Source organism: Glutamicibacter sp. AGC46, from assembly GCF_053543715.1.
The window spans coordinates 482,250-497,903 of sequence record NZ_JBLVOJ010000025.1 but is presented as its reverse complement, the minus strand read 5'-3'; the positions used below and the strand labels follow the sequence as shown (position 1 = coordinate 497,903).

General features: G+C 61.3%; 15 protein-coding genes and 2 tRNA genes. 11 read left to right on the top strand and 6 right to left on the bottom strand.

Annotated elements, in window-relative coordinates:
- Positions 1–118: 118 nt before the first annotated feature.
- The 6 genes from ACNPM8_RS17330 to ACNPM8_RS17305 all read left to right on the top strand — a co-directional run bounded on the left by ACNPM8_RS17330 (position 119) and on the right by ACNPM8_RS17305 (position 5,649).
- Positions 119–481 (top strand): YraN family protein, encoded by a 363-nt coding sequence (locus tag ACNPM8_RS17330; RefSeq protein WP_448940286.1) that lies wholly within the window; start codon positions 119–121, stop codon positions 479–481.
- Positions 478–2,037, top strand: coding sequence for a YifB family Mg chelatase-like AAA ATPase (locus tag ACNPM8_RS17325; RefSeq protein WP_448940285.1), 1,560 nt, complete (start codon positions 478–480; stop codon positions 2,035–2,037). The genes ACNPM8_RS17330 and ACNPM8_RS17325 overlap by 4 nt, the downstream gene beginning before the upstream one ends.
- An 8-nt stretch (positions 2,038–2,045) precedes the next feature.
- A complete protein-coding gene (gene dprA, locus ACNPM8_RS17320) occupies positions 2,046–3,290 on the top strand; it encodes a DNA-processing protein DprA (protein ID WP_448940284.1) in 1,245 nt (414 codons plus the stop codon).
- A 33-nt stretch (positions 3,291–3,323) separates the two neighbouring features.
- Positions 3,324–4,319 carry a tyrosine recombinase XerC gene (locus ACNPM8_RS17315; RefSeq protein ID WP_448940283.1) on the top strand — a complete coding sequence of 332 codons (996 nt, stop codon included), beginning with the start codon at positions 3,324–3,326 and terminating at the stop codon, positions 4,317–4,319.
- 141 nt (positions 4,320–4,460) lie between these two features.
- On the top strand, positions 4,461–4,964 hold the full coding sequence (locus ACNPM8_RS17310; protein ID WP_105657742.1) for a DUF3145 domain-containing protein: 504 nt from the start codon (positions 4,461–4,463) through the stop codon (positions 4,962–4,964).
- Between the two features lie 298 nt (positions 4,965–5,262).
- Positions 5,263–5,649, top strand: coding sequence for a VOC family protein (locus ACNPM8_RS17305; RefSeq protein WP_402734877.1), 387 nt, complete (start codon positions 5,263–5,265; stop codon positions 5,647–5,649).
- Between the two features lie 6 nt (positions 5,650–5,655).
- Here ACNPM8_RS17305 and ACNPM8_RS17300 read toward each other — a convergent pair whose 3' ends face one another.
- The 5 genes from ACNPM8_RS17300 to ACNPM8_RS17280 all read right to left on the bottom strand — a co-directional run bounded on the left by ACNPM8_RS17300 (position 5,656) and on the right by ACNPM8_RS17280 (position 10,569).
- The gene (locus ACNPM8_RS17300) at positions 5,656–6,231 is read right to left on the bottom strand and encodes a dihydrofolate reductase family protein (RefSeq protein WP_448940282.1); all 576 of its coding nucleotides are present in this window, start codon (positions 6,229–6,231) and stop codon (positions 5,656–5,658) included.
- A gap of 193 nt (positions 6,232–6,424) precedes the next feature.
- Positions 6,425–7,672, bottom strand: coding sequence for a beta-ketoacyl-ACP synthase II (gene fabF / locus ACNPM8_RS17295; protein ID WP_105657745.1), 1,248 nt, complete (start codon positions 7,670–7,672; stop codon positions 6,425–6,427).
- A 120-nt stretch (positions 7,673–7,792) separates the two neighbouring features.
- A complete protein-coding gene (locus tag ACNPM8_RS17290) occupies positions 7,793–8,038 on the bottom strand; it encodes an acyl carrier protein (protein WP_105657746.1) in 246 nt (81 codons plus the stop codon).
- Between the two features lie 219 nt (positions 8,039–8,257).
- Positions 8,258–9,181 (bottom strand): ACP S-malonyltransferase, encoded by a 924-nt coding sequence (locus ACNPM8_RS17285; RefSeq protein WP_402734876.1) that lies wholly within the window; start codon positions 9,179–9,181, stop codon positions 8,258–8,260.
- Between the two features lie 176 nt (positions 9,182–9,357).
- A complete protein-coding gene (locus ACNPM8_RS17280) occupies positions 9,358–10,569 on the bottom strand; it encodes a PucR family transcriptional regulator (protein WP_105657748.1) in 1,212 nt (403 codons plus the stop codon).
- A 62-nt stretch (positions 10,570–10,631) separates the two neighbouring features.
- Between ACNPM8_RS17280 and ACNPM8_RS17275 the strand changes: the two genes are divergently transcribed.
- Positions 10,632–10,766, top strand: a complete 135-nt coding sequence (locus tag ACNPM8_RS17275; protein WP_286134540.1) for a hypothetical protein — start codon at positions 10,632–10,634, stop codon at positions 10,764–10,766.
- Here the strand turns inward: ACNPM8_RS17275 and aceE are convergent.
- Complete coding sequence (gene aceE / locus ACNPM8_RS17270) at positions 10,726–13,470, bottom strand: pyruvate dehydrogenase (acetyl-transferring), homodimeric type (RefSeq protein WP_105657749.1); 2,745 nt, start codon at positions 13,468–13,470, stop codon at positions 10,726–10,728. The genes ACNPM8_RS17275 and aceE overlap by 41 nt on opposite strands.
- 362 nt (positions 13,471–13,832) lie before the next feature.
- On the opposite strand from aceE, the gene ACNPM8_RS17265 reads away from it, so the two are divergent.
- From ACNPM8_RS17265 to ACNPM8_RS17250, 4 genes are all read left to right on the top strand, one after another.
- The gene (locus tag ACNPM8_RS17265; protein ID WP_105657750.1) at positions 13,833–14,249 is read left to right on the top strand and encodes a DUF3052 domain-containing protein; all 417 of its coding nucleotides are present in this window, start codon (positions 13,833–13,835) and stop codon (positions 14,247–14,249) included.
- Positions 14,249–14,701, top strand: coding sequence for a redoxin domain-containing protein (locus tag ACNPM8_RS17260; protein WP_332498654.1), 453 nt, complete (start codon positions 14,249–14,251; stop codon positions 14,699–14,701). Before ACNPM8_RS17265 ends, ACNPM8_RS17260 begins: the two co-directional genes overlap by 1 nt.
- A 115-nt stretch (positions 14,702–14,816) precedes the next feature.
- Positions 14,817–14,892: transfer RNA gene (locus tag ACNPM8_RS17255), tRNA-Val, on the top strand.
- Positions 14,893–15,554: 662 nt separating this feature from the next.
- Positions 15,555–15,630, top strand: a tRNA-Val gene (locus ACNPM8_RS17250).
- Positions 15,631–15,654 lie beyond the last annotated feature (24 nt).

The following is a 15,654-nucleotide window of genomic DNA, read 5'->3' as shown; positions in this document are numbered from 1 at the left end:
CAGAGCCGGCGATCTCGCTTAAAGCGAATTGTCCACATTCCGCGGCGGGCGCCGCCGCTGTGGAGCATAATTCTCCGACGATGTTTCCATTACGGATCGCAGACATCGAGGAGCAAACATGCAGACCGCGAAGCAACGCCTAGGGACCGATGGCGAACAAGCTGCCGCCGCATTTCTCATCGGGCAGCACTACGAAATTCTCGATCGCAATTGGAGATGCCCAGCAGGGGAGCTGGACCTGGTAGCAAGAGCCGGCAACGGCCAGATCACCGCCATCGAAGTCAAAACGAGGTCCTCGCAACGCTATGGATCAGGCTTCGAGGCGATCAGCGCGGCAAAATTCCGCCGGCTCAACAGGCTGCTGATTTCCTGGGCCCAATGCCATCGCATGTTTCTCGCCGAACTTCGCGTGGACATCGTCGAGGTCTATCTGACAACAACAGGGTTCGAATGCCGGCTGCATGAGAACGTGCGCTCATGAGCACCGCGCGCACCAGCGCAGTGGCCCTGCACGGGGTCAGCGCCTCACTGGTGGAAGTCGAGGCCGCCCTCGGCAACGGCATCCCAGGATTCGTCCTGCTGGGCTTGCCCGATGCATCTTTGAGCGAGGCCCGCGAACGAATCAAAGCCGCGGCAAGGAATTCAGGGATTCCTCTGGCAAACCGGAAACTGACGGTCAATCTTTCGCCAGCCACCCTGCCCAAGTATGGATCAGCTTTCGATCTGGCCATCGTCATCGCCGCCTTGGCCGCTGATCAACAGCTGTTCGCGTCACCGAGCACGCTGTACATGGCGGAACTCGGCTTGGATGGCACCTTGCGGCCAGTACCCGGGGTGCTGCCAGCGGTGCAGCTAGCCAAGGTCCATGGTCTCGACCGGGTGATCGTGGCCGAGGCTAACGGGGCAGAAGCGAGGCTGGTGCATGGAATCGAGGTCATGGCGCTACGCCATCTGGGACAGGTCCTCACTTGCTGCGGAGCCCCAGCCGAACAGGTCACCACTTACCTGCGCCACCGGCAGCCGCAGGCGCCTACCGAATCTGCCGGCCCTGCCGCAGGAACTGCTGCCTCGGGCGATGCGGACCTGGGCCTGGTCAACGGGCAGCAGGAAGCACGGCTCGCCTTGGAACTGGCCGCGGCCGGCGGGCACCACCTGATCATGGTCGGACCGGCCGGCGCCGGCAAAACCATGCTGGCCAAGTGCCTGCCATCGATTCTGCCGCCACTTGATGACCTGCAAGCCCTTGAAGCCACCGCGGTGCATTCCATTACTCGGGGCGGATCCGGGGAATTGGACCAGCTGCAACGCACCCCGCCTTACGTGGCGCCGCACCACACCGCGTCCCGCTCAGCCCTGATTGGCGGCGGAACCGCACAACTCATTCCCGGGGCCATTACCCGCGCGCACCAGGGCATTCTATTCCTCGATGAAGCAGCGCAATTCCAAACCGGAGTACTTGATGCGCTTCGCCAACCGATCGAGGAAGGCTATATCAACCTCGCGCGGATACGCGGCCACCAGCGGTTGCCGGCCCGTTTCCAACTCATCATGGCCTCCAATCCGTGTCCCTGCGGAAAAAACTTCGGCACCGGTACCGGGTGCACCTGTACGCCCATGGCCCGCCGGCGCTATTTCGCCCGGCTTTCAGGACCCATCCTCGACCGTGTGGATCTGCAAGTCAGAGTCAATCCGGTAGCGCAAGCACAGCTTCTTAGCGGGGTACCAAATGAATCCAGTGCACAGGTGCGTGAACGCGTCTTGGCCACTCGGGCACGCAGCAAGGAGCGGCTGGGAAAGTTCTCCATTGCTTGCAACGCGCAAATACCAACTCAGATCCTCAGGAATGAACTGGAATACCCGGCTAAGACCCGGGCGGCGCTTGAACAACTCGCCACACGACGCGGGCTATCTGCGCGCGCCATCCACCGCCTCCTGCGGGTCGCGTGGACGGTTGCAGACCAGCAAGGGCATGCAGCACCGACCGAGGATGATCTGGCCATCGCCGCTCACCTTCGCCAGAACTTGGAAAATAGCTAGGTAAGACCATGACTTTCAACGATGTGAACACTGCCGGAAAATCCTCGCCTCCAACCAGCCAGGAGCGCCGGGTCTACGCCCAATTGAACCAACTTATCGAGCCCAACGACTATGTGGCCACGGCCTTGCTGGAACTGATGAGCCCACAGGAACTGCTGCGCCTGATCCAGCGAGAGGATTTCTACCCGGCCGCGCTCAAAGCGCCGGTCGACGGAATCCTCGGATTCCACCCGCCCGGGGATGGCGCACAAGACTTGAGGGTAGCCTTGGCCCGATGGAGAAAGCGCCTGTCGCTGAGCAACCCAGCGGGAGCCTTGGATGCCGCCGCGCGCGCGGGTGGCGGTTTGCTGATCCCGGACGATGCTTCGTGGCCGCGACAGCTAGCCGACCTGGAACTGGGACGTCCCCTGTGCCTGTGGTGGCGTTCAGCGAACCCGCAATTCCTCGAAGGCCAAGAGCTGGCGCGCAGCGTGTCCATCGTCGGCTCCCGCGATGCCAGTGACTACGGTGATCAAGTCACCTTCGATCTTGGCCGGACCCTGGCCTTGAACGGGTACACCATTGTCTCGGGTGGCGCTTACGGCATTGACGCCAGCGCGCACCGGGCCGCTCTGAGCGTGGACGATTGGCAGCATCCGAACCCGCCAACGATCACGGTTATGGCTGGCGGCATCGATCGGCTCTACCCTTCGGGCAACAGCAACCTGCTCAACCAGATTGTTGCTCGCGGCGTGCTGATCTCAGAGGTGCCTCCCGGAACCACATCAGCACGCTTCCGCTTCCTGAACCGCAACCGGCTGATCGCGGCATTGAGCAGGCTGGTTATCGTCAGCGAAGCGCGCCACCGCTCAGGAGCACTGAACACCGCCAGCCATGCAGTTGAGCTGGGACGCGATGTAGCGGCCGTTCCCGGAAGTGTTTTCGCGCCCAACTCCGCAGGGTGCCATCGATTGATTGCAGAGGGCAGTGCGGCCCTGCTCGCCAGCCCGCAAGATGCGCTGGGCCTGGTTGGCCACCACTGCCAAGCAGAGCCGCGGAGTGCCAAAGTGCAGCAACGCCCGACGGACATCCTGGGTAGGGATGAAGCAATGGTGTACGACATCATGTCCTTCACCAAAGGATTGCTGGTCGATGAGATCTCTGCCCGCAGCGGGGTGCCACTGATCGAGACGCTACGCGCCATCAATCGATTGGAGACACTGCAAATGGCTGCCACCGATGGCCTGGCGTGGAAGTTGGTGCGCCAAAACTGACCGGTGACGCAGCTGAGGGTATTCTCAATAGTGATGAAGCAAGAATCAACGACGCACGCCAGCAATGCGATGTCAGCAAAATTCGCTGAGCCGGTGGCGGACTACCTGGAGTACCTGCAACGCGAACGCGGCCGCAGCACTAATACCCTGCGGGCCTACGAAGTGGATTTGCGGAACCTCGGCCAGTTCTTGCTCCACCATGCGCAGGATCCGAGCCTCAAGCAGATTTCAGTTGATACGCTCCGCGATTGGTTGGCGCAGCTTCATGAATCGCAGATTTCCCGCACCACCTTGGCCCGCAGGATTTCTGCGGTGAAGAGCTTCTTCGCGTGGGCACTGAAGCATCAGCTGATCGACGCGGACCCTGCCCTGCGGCTGGCCGCGCCCAAGAAGGAACGGCGTCTTCCGCATGTTTTGCAGCCAAGCCAGATCGACCGCTTGCTCTCCGAAACAGCCCAGCCGCCTGCTGGAAAAGAAGTCAGCGAGAGCAAGCCGGAACCTGCCCCCGATGCCAAGAGTCAGGCCGTAGCGGCACGCGATAAAGTCATCGCCGAGTTGCTGTACGCATCCGGCCTGCGTATCAGCGAGCTCGTGGCCTTGGACGTTGACGACATCGACTTCGAACGACGCACCGTCAGGGTTCTCGGCAAGGGCAACAAGGAACGGGTTGTTCCGTTTGGCAAGCCCGCCGAGCGCGTGATCATCGGGTGGATTCGGTCGCATCGCAAGGTCCTGGCCCGCAAGGAAGCTCAAGGCGCTTTGCTCGTAGGGGTGCGCGGTGCGCGCTTGAATGTACGCCAGGCACGAGAGGTCATTTCCAAGGCCTTGCAATCGCTGGGGGATACCGCTGCCAGCGGCCCGCACGCCTTAAGGCACACCGTAGCCACGCATCTGCTGGATGGGGGCGCAGATTTGCGTGCTGTCCAGGAATTCCTCGGGCATGCTTCGCTGGCAACGACCCAGCTATATACTCACGTTTCGGTTGACCGATTGAGGCAAAGCTACCGCCAAGCCCATCCCCGAGCCTGACTATTTGGTACCAATCTGCAAAAATAGCCTTTCTGGGTGGCGAAAGGCCTCTTCATCGGGCAAAATGGAAGTATCGGCGGCGATGGCACCGGAACGATGTTGACGTAGGGGAAGACGATCAACACCGCAACGGAGGATGGCATGTCTGCACCGATGTCCAGAGGCGTGATTTATATTCATTCCGCCCCTGCAGCGCTATGCCCACATCTGGAATGGGCAATCGGGTCCGTGCTCGGTACTCCAGTAAAAATGGAGTGGACCGAACAGCACGTCGCACCCGGATTTTGTCGCGCCGAAATCGAGTGGGTAGGTACGCAAGGTACCGGCGCTTTGCTGACCAGTGAGATGCATGGTTGGCAGCATCTTCGTTTCGAAATCACCGAAGACCCAAGCCCGGGTGCCGACGGCAGCCGTTGGTCCGTGACCCCTGATCTTGGCATCTTCCACGCCACCGTTGATTGCGCTGGCAACGTCATGGTCAGCGAAGAACGCATCCGGTGGGCCTATGAAAAGGGCGACGGCAATCCCTCGGTCTTCTATCAGGAGATGTCCATCGCTCTCGGCGAGCCCTGGGATGAAGAACTTGAACCCTTCCGTCACGCAGGCGAAGACGCGCCTGTTCGATGGCTCAACCAGGTGGTTTAGCAACTGGTTATCTAGTCCCTGAGTGACTTATCAACAGGCACTCAGATACAACCCCGATGGTGCGGGGTTGTTACCCAAAAGAAGTGGGATCCCATGCCGGGGATCCCACTTCTTGCTTTAAGAACTGCGGTTGTGGAGAAGTGCCGAAGCGCAGTGCTATGCTCGATGGCGATGAAGACCAGTCAGGCCGCATGCGGCCACTCCCGGAACGGCAAACTGGTCGTTCTCTGATCCGCGGCCCTCCCGTGCCAGATGCATTCCACCAAAGAACAGCACATCTGAACCACGAAAGGGAGACATGACCGCACAGTTCAACCACACCATCATCGCTTCACTCGACCCGCAACGCATGGCAAAGTTCTATCTTGAGCTGCTCGAAGCACGCGCGGAATCAAGCTGGGGACCATTTACCAACATCAGCCTGGCCCACGGGGTGCTGCTTCAATTCGCTGCACCACCGATGGACTTCCCAGCGCAGCACTATGCCTACCTGCTCGATGATGAGCATTTCGACCGCGCCTACGCGACTATCCGCGAGGGGAAAATGGAGCACTGGGCCGATCCCCAACGGCAGCTGCCAGGGCAGATTAATCATGAACACGGCGGCCGGGGAGTCTACCTGCTTGATCCTTCCGGGCACTACCTGGAATTGATCACCCGGCCTTACCTGCCCGCAGCCACCTAGGACCAGCTAGCGCTGAACCTTGAATACCTTCTTCTGGATGCCGTTGGAGTAGACCTGCGAATCAATGAGGGCCAGCTTCTGCGCGTCCAGGCTCGCGTCGCTGAAAAGGCGCTTGCCTGCACCAAGCAAAACCGGGAAGACCAGCAGGTTGTACTGGTCGATGAGCTGATGTTCTTGCAGCGAGTGGACCATCGTTGCCGATCCATGGATACTGATCGGGCCGCCGTCGCCGGCTCGAAGCCGCGCCACATCGGCGACCGAGCGCAAGATCGCAGTCTCGCCCCAGTTCCCGGCCAAGTCCTTCTCCCGCAAGGTAGTGGAGAGCACGTACTTGGGCATCGCGTTGTACTGCGGGAACTGCTCGGTCATCGAGGGCCACACCGCGCAGAAGGCCTCGTAGCTGTGCCGGCCCAAGAGCATGGCGCTGGCTTCTTCTTGCTCGGCGCCCTTCAGTTCGTAGGCGGCGGGGTCGAACTCGACCGAGTTCATCGTCCAGCCTGAATTGCGGTAGCCGGGTTCGCCGCCCGGGGCTTGGACGACACCGTCCAAGGAGACGAAGGAAGTGGCGATCAGGGTGCGCATGGGAAGGGATCCTTTGTTCGTGGCAAGTACCGGCAGTTGCCTCCGACGTGAGGCGGTACTTGAGCTTAACGAACATGTCAGGACCGAAGCAATGGCTCTGAGCCAATTCTTTCGGGGTTAAAGACCACTGGGCTGGTTGAAGAGTAATCTTCAACCAGCCCAGTGGCGCGCTCGCCTGCAGCTGCCGGAACGGCTAGACGCTGCGGATGGCGACCACGGCGTTATGGCCGCCGAAGCCGAAGGAGTTATTCAGCGCAACGATGGAGCCCTCTGCAGGCAGCTGCGCAGGCTGGCCGGTGACGACCTTCAACGGGATCTCTGGATCCTGGTTGTCCAGGTTAATGGTCACCGGGGCCTTGCGGTTGTAGATGGCCAGTGCGCACAGCACGGACTCCACGGCACCGGAAGCGCCCAGCAGGTGGCCCATCTGCGACTTGGTCGCGGATACCCACACGTTCTCGAGGTGATCGCCCAGGGCGTTCTTCAGCGCAGCGTATTCCGGCTTGTCGCCAACTGGGGTGGAGGTTGCGTGGGCGTTCACATGGACCACGTCCTCTGGCTGGATGCGGCCATCGAACATGGCAGCCTTCAGCGCACGGGTTGCACCCATGCCTTCTGGATCCGGTGCGGTGATGTGGTGCGCATCGGAGGTGACCGAGGAGCCTGCCAGCTCGGCGTAGATGCGTGCGCCGCGGGCGATTGCATGCTCTTCGGCTTCCAGTACCAGCGCGCCAGCGCCCTCGCCCATGACAAAGCCATCACGGTCGGTGTCGTAGGGACGCGAAGCCTTGGTCGGATCATCGTTGCGGCGGGAGAGTGCATGCATGGACGCGAAGGCGGCCATCGGCATGGGGTGGATCGCGGCTTCTGCGCCACCGACCATGACCACATCGGCCTTGCCCGAACGGATCAGTTCCAGGCCAACGTGCATCGCTTCGGTACCCGAAGCGCAAGCCGAAACCGGGGTATGCGCGCCACCGGCGGCACCCAGGTCCAGCGACACGGCAGCTGCTGGGCCGTTAGGCATCAGCATTGGCACGGTCATGGGCAGGACGCGGCGTGGGCCCTTTTCACGCAGGGTGTCCCAGGCGTTGAGCAGGGTCCAGACGCCGCCGATGCCGGTAGCGAAGGCAACGGCCAGCTTGTTCTGGTCCATCTCTTCCTTGACCAGGCCTGAGTCGGCCCAGGCTTCACGGGCCGCAACCACAGCGAACTGGGTCGATGGGTCCATGCGCTTGGTCTCCGGGCGGGAGAGTACCTCGGTCGGCTGCACAGCAGCGCGGGCGGCGAAGGTGACCGGCAGGTCGTATTCCTTAACCCAGTCATCTTCCAGGGTTACGGCGCCGGAGACGCCCTTGAGGGCGTTTGCCCATAGGGTGGGGACATCCCCGCCGATTGGGGTGGTGGCTCCGAGACCGGTGATCACTACTTTGCGCGCCATCATCAAACTCTCTACTGTGCGAATAAGAACTGTGCTTGGAAATTCAGGGGGCCGGCTTGACGTACCGGCCGGTGTGCGCGGCTTGCCCGCACAACGGTGTGGCGAAAAACGCCGGGAAGCTTAGGCCTGTGCCGCAGCGATGAAGTTGACGGCGTCGCCGACGGTCTTCAGGTTCTTGACCTCTTCGTCAGGGATCTTGACCTCGAACTTTTCCTCAGCCTCAACGACGATGGTCATCATCGAGATCGAGTCGATGTCCAGGTCCTCGGTGAAGGACTTGTCCATCTGCACGTCTGCTTCGTCCAGGCCGGTCTCGGAGTTGACGATTTCGGCGAGGCCCGCCAGGATTTCTTCGTTGCTAGCCATGGATGGCTCCTTTTCTTCTTAGCCGGAGGACTCCGGTCATTTTTGTGGCTGGGCGCAGATCCTGTTTCCAGGAACCGGTTCCAGCCGGCTTAATGAAACTTTGGTGGCGCATCAAGAATGCGCGGCACGTTTCGTCGGTTTAAAGCTTAGGCCAGAGACGCGCTCGGCGGACGCAACATGACGTTCCCGGCGTGCACAATCTGTGAACGGCGCAAAAGCCTAGTTGGCGGTGTGCTCGGCGATGAACGCCTTGGCAGCTTCCAGATCCGCTGGACTCTTCACCGCCAGGGTCTTCACGCCCTTGAGCCCGCGGCGGGCCAATCCCACCAGGGTTCCGGCCGGTGCCAGTTCCAGCACACCGGTCACGCCAGCTTCGGCCAGCGTCTGCATGCACAGGTCCCAGCGGACCGGACGCGATACCTGGGCGACCAGCGAATCGAGGTTCGCCTGGCCATCGGCTACGGCCTTGCCGTCGAAGTTCGAGAGCAGGGTTTCCGCTGGTTCCTTCGGGGTGATGGTTCCGGCCAGTTCCTCCAGGATGCCAACTGCGGGCTGCATGTGCGCGGTATGGAATGCGCCGGCAACCTTCAGGGGGATCACGCGAGCCTTGGCCGGCGGGTTCTCGCCCAGGGCCGCGAGCTGCTCCATGGTTCCTGCGGCCACAATCTGGCCGCCGCCATTGGCGTTGGCCGGGGTCAGGCCCAGTTCGTCGAGCATGGCCAGGACCTCATCCGGGTCGCCGCCGAGCACTGCTGCCATGCCGGTCGGAGCCGCCGCAGCGGCTTCGGCCATGGCGTTGGCGCGGACCTTCACGAAATTCATGGCGTCAGCTTCGTCCAGCGCGCCGGCCAGGGCCGACGCGGTGATCTCGCCAACCGAGTGGCCGGCCACAACGGCGCCTGCCGGCAGCGAGCTGCCAAAGAGCGCACGGGCGGTGACCAGGCCGGCAGCGACGATCAGCGGCTGGGCGACGGCGGTGTCCTTGATGGTCTCTTCATCGGAGGTGGTGCCGTGGGCGGTGAGGTCGCGCTCGGTGATCGAGCTGAGCGCCTGCAAATGCTCGGCCACGCCATCGACGTCGAGCCATTCGGTGAGGAAACCTGGGGTCTGGGAGCCCTGTCCGGGGCAAACGATTGCTAACACTCTTACAGCTTTCCAAATGTTGGGAGCTTTTGGCGCTTCATTTGAGTACCAAGCTCGTGGTGACTGTTTGTAGGATCTCTACAAAAGCCTAGCGTATCCAGAAGCTGAATTCCGCTGTAATGCGCGATCAACTCGGAATTATCGATGTCGGGAGCTCGACGCTCTTTGGTTGAAGCCTACAAGTTCGATTCGTGGAGCCGTCCGAAAAGCAGCGCGGTTTGCAGGACGAAGGCATCCCGGGGAACCAGTGGATCCCAACCGGTGACTTCGCTGACCCGCTTGAGCCGGTAGCGCACCGTGTTTGCATGGACAAACAGTTCCCGGGCGGTGCCTTCGAGCGAGTGGCCGAGCGCCAAGTAGCTGGAGAGCGTTTCAGCCAGGCCATTGGAGGCCTGCTGCAGCGGAATGTAGACCTGGTCCACCAGCGCCGTGCGGGCCAATTCATCGCCGTTGCAGGCGCGTTCTGGCCACAGGTCATCGGCACCGACCGGATTCGGCGCTTGCGGCCAGGCCTTGGCAGCGCTGAATCCCGCCACGGCTGCCACCGCGGCGTGGTGCATTTCCTTCACCGTCGGAGCCATGGGGGAGTAGACCAGCGGGCCGGGACCGAAGAACCGGGTCAGCCGGCTCAGATCCGCTTCTTCGAATTTGGTGTCCGAAAGCATCAGCACCGAGCGGTCGCCGAGCACGCCCACCAGCGAATCGCGCGAGTAGCGGATGGCAATACGGCGCAGGGCCGAGACGAAGGTGGCCGGGTTGGACGAAGGGGTGGTGCCCACCAGGATGCGGATATTCTTCTGCGACTTCCAGCCAATGGCCGCAATGCGCGAGGAGAGCGAGTCGTGGGCCTCGCCGTGCAGCACCGCGTCGACCACGTGGGCCTCCAAGCGCGAGTCCCAGGCGCCGCGGGTTTCGGCGGCGCGGGCATAGACATCGGCGGCGGCGAAAGCGACCTCGCGCGAATAGCGCAGCACCGCTTCGCGCAGGGCTGCCTGCTCATGCTCGGCGGCGATGTCGGGCACCTGGGATTCGACCACTTCCACGATGGTGCGCAACAGGCCCAAGGCCTTCTGCAGGGAGATGGATCGGGTCAGCTCCGTGGGAGCGGCGCCGAAGACATCGGTCACCACCCAGGACGGGGTGGAGGAGGGATCCTCGTACCAGGTAACGAAGGTGGAGATGCCCTTCTGGGCGATCAGTCCCAAGGCGGCGCGCTCATTGGGCGCCAGCGATCGGTACCAGGGCAGTTGCTGGTCCAGGTACTTCAGCGCGGTGGTGGACAGGACGCCAATATGGCTTTTGAGTCGCTTGAGCGTTTCACTGCTGGGTGCCTGGGATCGGCTGGGACGGTTCTTCGGAGCTGCGGCGGCATCCATTTCAGGACTCATGGGTTCCAGCTTAGTTTCTTTTCTTCCCCCGCGCCCGGCACAGCAGGTAAAGGTGAGATTAAATGAGCCAGCTGCCCGGCAACGAGGAAAACCTCGTCATCGGGCAGCTGCTCAATGCGGCGCCGGAGCAAGCTCCGGGCACCTGGACCCTGGGGCCTAGGCGTCGCCGCCAGCGTTGCCGGACTGGCCGGCGTTAGCGTTATTCAGGTCGTACTTGGCGTGCGCCTTCACTGCGGTGTCCGCAGGGATTTCGCCGCGCTCAACCAGCGACTGCAAGGTCTGCACGACCAGCGAGTGCGCATCGATCTTGAAGAAGCGGCGGGCCGCGGCACGGGTGTCCGAGAAGCCGAACCCGTCCGCGCCCAGGGTGTGGAATTCACCTGGCACGTACGGGCGCAGCTGCTCGGGCACGGCGCGCATGTAGTCGGTGGTCGCGATGACTGGGCCCGGGGTGGACTCCAGCTTCGAGGTCACGTACGGGGTGCGGCGCGGCTTCGATGGATCCACGAGCACGTCGGCGTCGGCGCGCTGGCCGTCGCGGGCCAGTTCGTTCCACGAGGTGACCGACCAGACATCAGCCGAAACGCCCCACTCCTCGGCCAGGATGGCCTGGGCTTCCAGCGCCCATGGCACGGCCACGCCCGAGGCCAGCAGCTGTGCGCGCGGGCCGTCGGTGGTAGCTTCCTTGAGCAGGTGGATGCCCTTGATGATGCCTTCGATGTCAACGTTCTCCGGCTCAGCTGGCTGGCTGATCGGCTCGTTGTACACGGTCAGGTAGTACATCACGTTCGGATCGGCGTGGGTTCCGCCGTACATGCGTTCCAGGCCGGAGCGCATGATGTGGCCGATTTCGTAGCCGTAGGCCGGATCGTAGGTGATCACAGCAGGGTTGGTCGAGGCCAGGATTGGCGAGTGGCCATCTGCGTGCTGCAGGCCTTCACCGGTCAGGGTGGTGCGGCCGGCGGTAGCGCCGATGATGAAGCCACGGGTCATCTGGTCCCCGGCTGCCCAGAACTGGTCGCCGGTGCGCTGGAAGCCGAACATCGAGTAGAACACGTAGATCGGGATCAGCGGTTCATCGTGGGTCGAGTAGCTGGTGCCGGCAGCGGTGAAGGCTGCGACGGCGCCGGCCTCGTTGATGCCCGGGTGGATCAGCTGGCCCTGAGGAGATTCCTTGTAGGCCAGGACCAGATCGCGGTCCACGGACAGGTAGTTCTGGCCGCCCGGGTTGTAGATCTTCGCGGTCGGGAAGAACGAGTCCATGCCGAAGGTACGGGACTCATCTGGCACGATCGGCACGATGCGGTGGCCGAATTCCTTGTCGCGCATCAGGTCCTTGAGCAGGCGCACGAAGGCCATGGTGGTGGCCGCCTGCTGCTTGCCCGAACCGCGCTTGGCGATCGCGTAGGTCTTCTCGCCTGGCAGGGCCAGCTTCTTCGAAGCTTCCTGGCGGCGGGTAGGCACCGAACCGCCCAGGGCCTCGCGGCGCTCCATCATGTACTTGTACTCAGCCGAATCCTCGGTTGGGCGGTAGTACGGAGGAGTGTAGAGGTCCGCTTCGAGCTGCTCGTCGGTGATAGGGATGCGCAGGTGATCACGGAACTTCTTCAAGTCCTCCATGGTCAGCTTCTTCATCTGGTGGGTCGCGTTGCGAGCCTCGAAGTGCGAACCCAGGCCGTAGCCCTTGACGGTCTTGGCCAAGATGACGGTCGGCTTGCCCTTGAACTCCGCAGCAGCCTTGTAGGCGGCGTAGACCTTGTGGTAATCGTGGCCGCCACGCTTCAGGTTCCAGATCTCGTCGTCGCTCATGTCGGCAACCAATTCTTTGGTTTCCGGACGCTGGCCGAAGAAGTGCTCGCGAACGAATGCGCCGGACTCAGCCTTGTAGGTCTGGTAGTCGCCATCCGGGGTCTGGTTCATGATGTCAACCAGCGCGTTGGTCTTGTCTGCTTCGAGCAGGGCATCCCACTCGCGGCCCCAAGCAACCTTGATGACATTCCAGCCGGCACCGCGGAAGAAGGCTTCCAGTTCCTGCATGATCTTGCCATTGCCGCGAACCGGGCCGTCAAGGCGCTGCAGGTTGCAGTTGATGACGAAGTTCAGATTGTCCAGCTTTTCGTTGGCGGCCAGCTGCAGGAAGCCGCGCGACTCCGGCTCGTCCATTTCGCCGTCGCCCAGGAAGGCCCAGACCTGCTGGTCCGAGGTGTCCTTGATGCCGCGGTTCTGCAGGTAGCGGTTCAGCTGCGCCTGGTAGATGGCGTTAGCTGGGCCGATGCCCATCGAGACGGTTGGGAATTCCCAGAAGTCAGGCAGGGAACGCGGGTGAGGGTAGGAAGGAAGCGCGTGGCCTTCCTTCGACTTTTCCTGGCGGAACCCGTCCATGTCCTCTTCGGACAGGCGGCCTTCGAGGAATGCGCGGGCGTACATGCCTGGCGAGGCGTGGCCCTGGAAGAAGACCTGGTCGCCGCCGCCTGGGTGGTTCTTGCCGCGGAAGAAGTGGTTGAAACCTACTTCATACAGGGTCGCTGCACCGGCATAGGTGGAGATGTGCCCGCCAACGCCGATATGAGGGTTCTGGGCGCGGTGCACCATGATGGCGGCATTCCAGCGCATGAAGGCGCGGTAGCGGCGCTCGATGGCCTCATCGCCCGGGAATTCTGGTTCCTGGTCCACAGGAATGGTGTTCACGTAGTCGGTGGTGGTCACGTGCGGCACGCCCACGGACTTGGCACCTGCACGCTGCAGCAGCGAGCGGATAATGAACTGGGCACGCTCGGTGCCCTGGGTCTCTACGAGGGAGTCAAACGAGTCCATCCATTCCTGAGTTTCCTCAGGATCCCGATCGGACAGCTGGTAAGTCAACCCGCTACGGATCTGGGAGATGTGTTCCTCTACAGCCACGGAAGCTCCTTGATTGAATTGCGGCTCCGACGCTGTGCAGTTTTGCGCTGCGGTGCATCGGTATTGGGACAACGGGTGCAGTAGCACTGGAATGATGTGCACTGCCGGTTCATATGCAACTCTAGTGTTAAACGATCCAGTTTTGTGGCGCGTTTTCCAGCAAAAACCGGTTTAAATCAGATATTTGAAGTGACTTGCGCAACTAGGTACGGGAGCTAACTTCCCGATGGCCATGTCAATATGATGCGGGTCACTGGAATGTGGGTTATATTTGTTCGGCGTGTTATCGCTGTAGCGCTTGAACGGAGCGGCAAAACCGTGTTTCGTTGGTAGTAACGCTTTGCACCAGCAGGAGGAATGAAGTGAGCGACGCCGTATCGGCAAACTTGGAGCCCGCCAAAAAATTGGGCTTCGCTAATGAAGACCTTATTCAGGAACTGGGTTACGACGATGACGTGGACTACGATCTGCGCGAATCGATCGAGGACCTGATTGGTTCAGAGCTGCTCACCGAAGAGGACCATGACGTTGTCGACGCAGTCATTTTCTGGTGGCGCGACGGCGATGGAGATCTAGTTGACGCATTGATGGACGCCCTGAACTGCTTGGACGAGAGTGGCATCGTTTGGCTGCTTACTCCTAAGCAGGGCCGCGAGGGACATGTATCCCCAGCACTTATCCAGCAGGAGGCGCCAACCGCTGGCCTGCATGTAACTACTAGTGAAGGCGTTTCGGAGGATTGGTCCGCAATCCGCCTCGCCCCGCGTAAGAAGAACTAATGATTCAAACAGGTTCACGCCTGTTCGACTTCTCGCTGGAAAATCAGTACGGCGAAACGATAACCAGTACCGGGCTGTCTAGCGGCCGGGTGCTGGTTGTCTTTTATCCCTGGGCGTTTTCGCGGGTATGCGGGTCGGAACTGGCAACACTCCAAGAGCACTACGAATTCTTCACGCAGCACCAGGTGCGCATCGTGGCCATTTCGGTGGACCATAAATTCACCCTGCGCAACTATGCGCAGTCGCTTGGCTTGGACTTCGAGCTGCTGGCCGATTTTTGGCCTCATGGGGCGGTGGCGCAACAGGCCGACGCCTTTGACCCTGAGCGTGGGGTCGCGGCCAGATTGACGCTGTACCTGGTTGACGGTGAAGTGCGCGATATTTTCCGCAGCGAGATGACGCAGCCAAGAAGCATTGATGATTACAAGGCGGCAGTGGAACGCGCCGTTTAGCGTGCCGATATGGGCTGTGCTCCAGTTCACGAAAAAAGTCGGCTCACCGATTTGCCCGGACGCAGAAACCTGTGTAGAGTTATTCCTCGTTGGCTTGCAAAAGCGAACATGGTAAGGGCCTTTAGCTCAGCTGGTAGAGCGTCACGTTTACACCGTGAATGTCATCGGTTCGATCCCGGTAGGGCCCACCAAATAAGAATCCTCGATCCATTCGGATCGGGGATTTTTTGTCTCCTTGAGGCGATTTTTCCACTCGGGCAAGTCCTGCGGTGCCCATAGTGCCGCCTTCATGGAATATTTGATCCTCGATGACGCTGGACTCCTGGCATTGTCGTCCGAAGCCAGCGTGGCTGAGCCGGTGGCCCTTGCGCGGCACCGGAGGGTGCTTCGAATCTGCGAACCCGGTACAGCGATCTGGCATCGCTGTTTTCCAATGCCCCGTGGAGGGTGGCGGCGTCGTCTTCGATCACCGCTTCTTGGTACGTGCTATCGCTCATCGAGCTGCTTCGCTTCCACCTGCGGGGCAAGTCCGCAGATCCAGGCGCCTCGTGTTCTTCCGCGCTGGACTGAGCTCGCGCCTCGGTGGCGCTGGTCCCAGTGGTGCAGCGTGGAATAAGCAGGTGTGGGGGCGATGCTGGCGATTGCGGATTACCCGTGCATGCGAACAGCCTCGAACTTGCCGGCAACGCCAGTGGAGAGTATGTTCCAAGATCAGGCGATGTGGTGACGCTCGGCACTCTTTTATGAAAACCTCCATTTCAATTTGCCAAGTCAGTTCGGGATGCATTAGATTATTACTTGTTGCAGCGAAGGACTGAAGGAAAGAAACTTCCCGATTTCACACACTGCAGGAGGGCCTTTAGCTCAGCTGGTAGAGCGTCACGTTTACACCGTGAATGTCATCGGTTCGATCCCGGTAGGGCCCACCAAAACGAAGACCCCTTCAATCACTC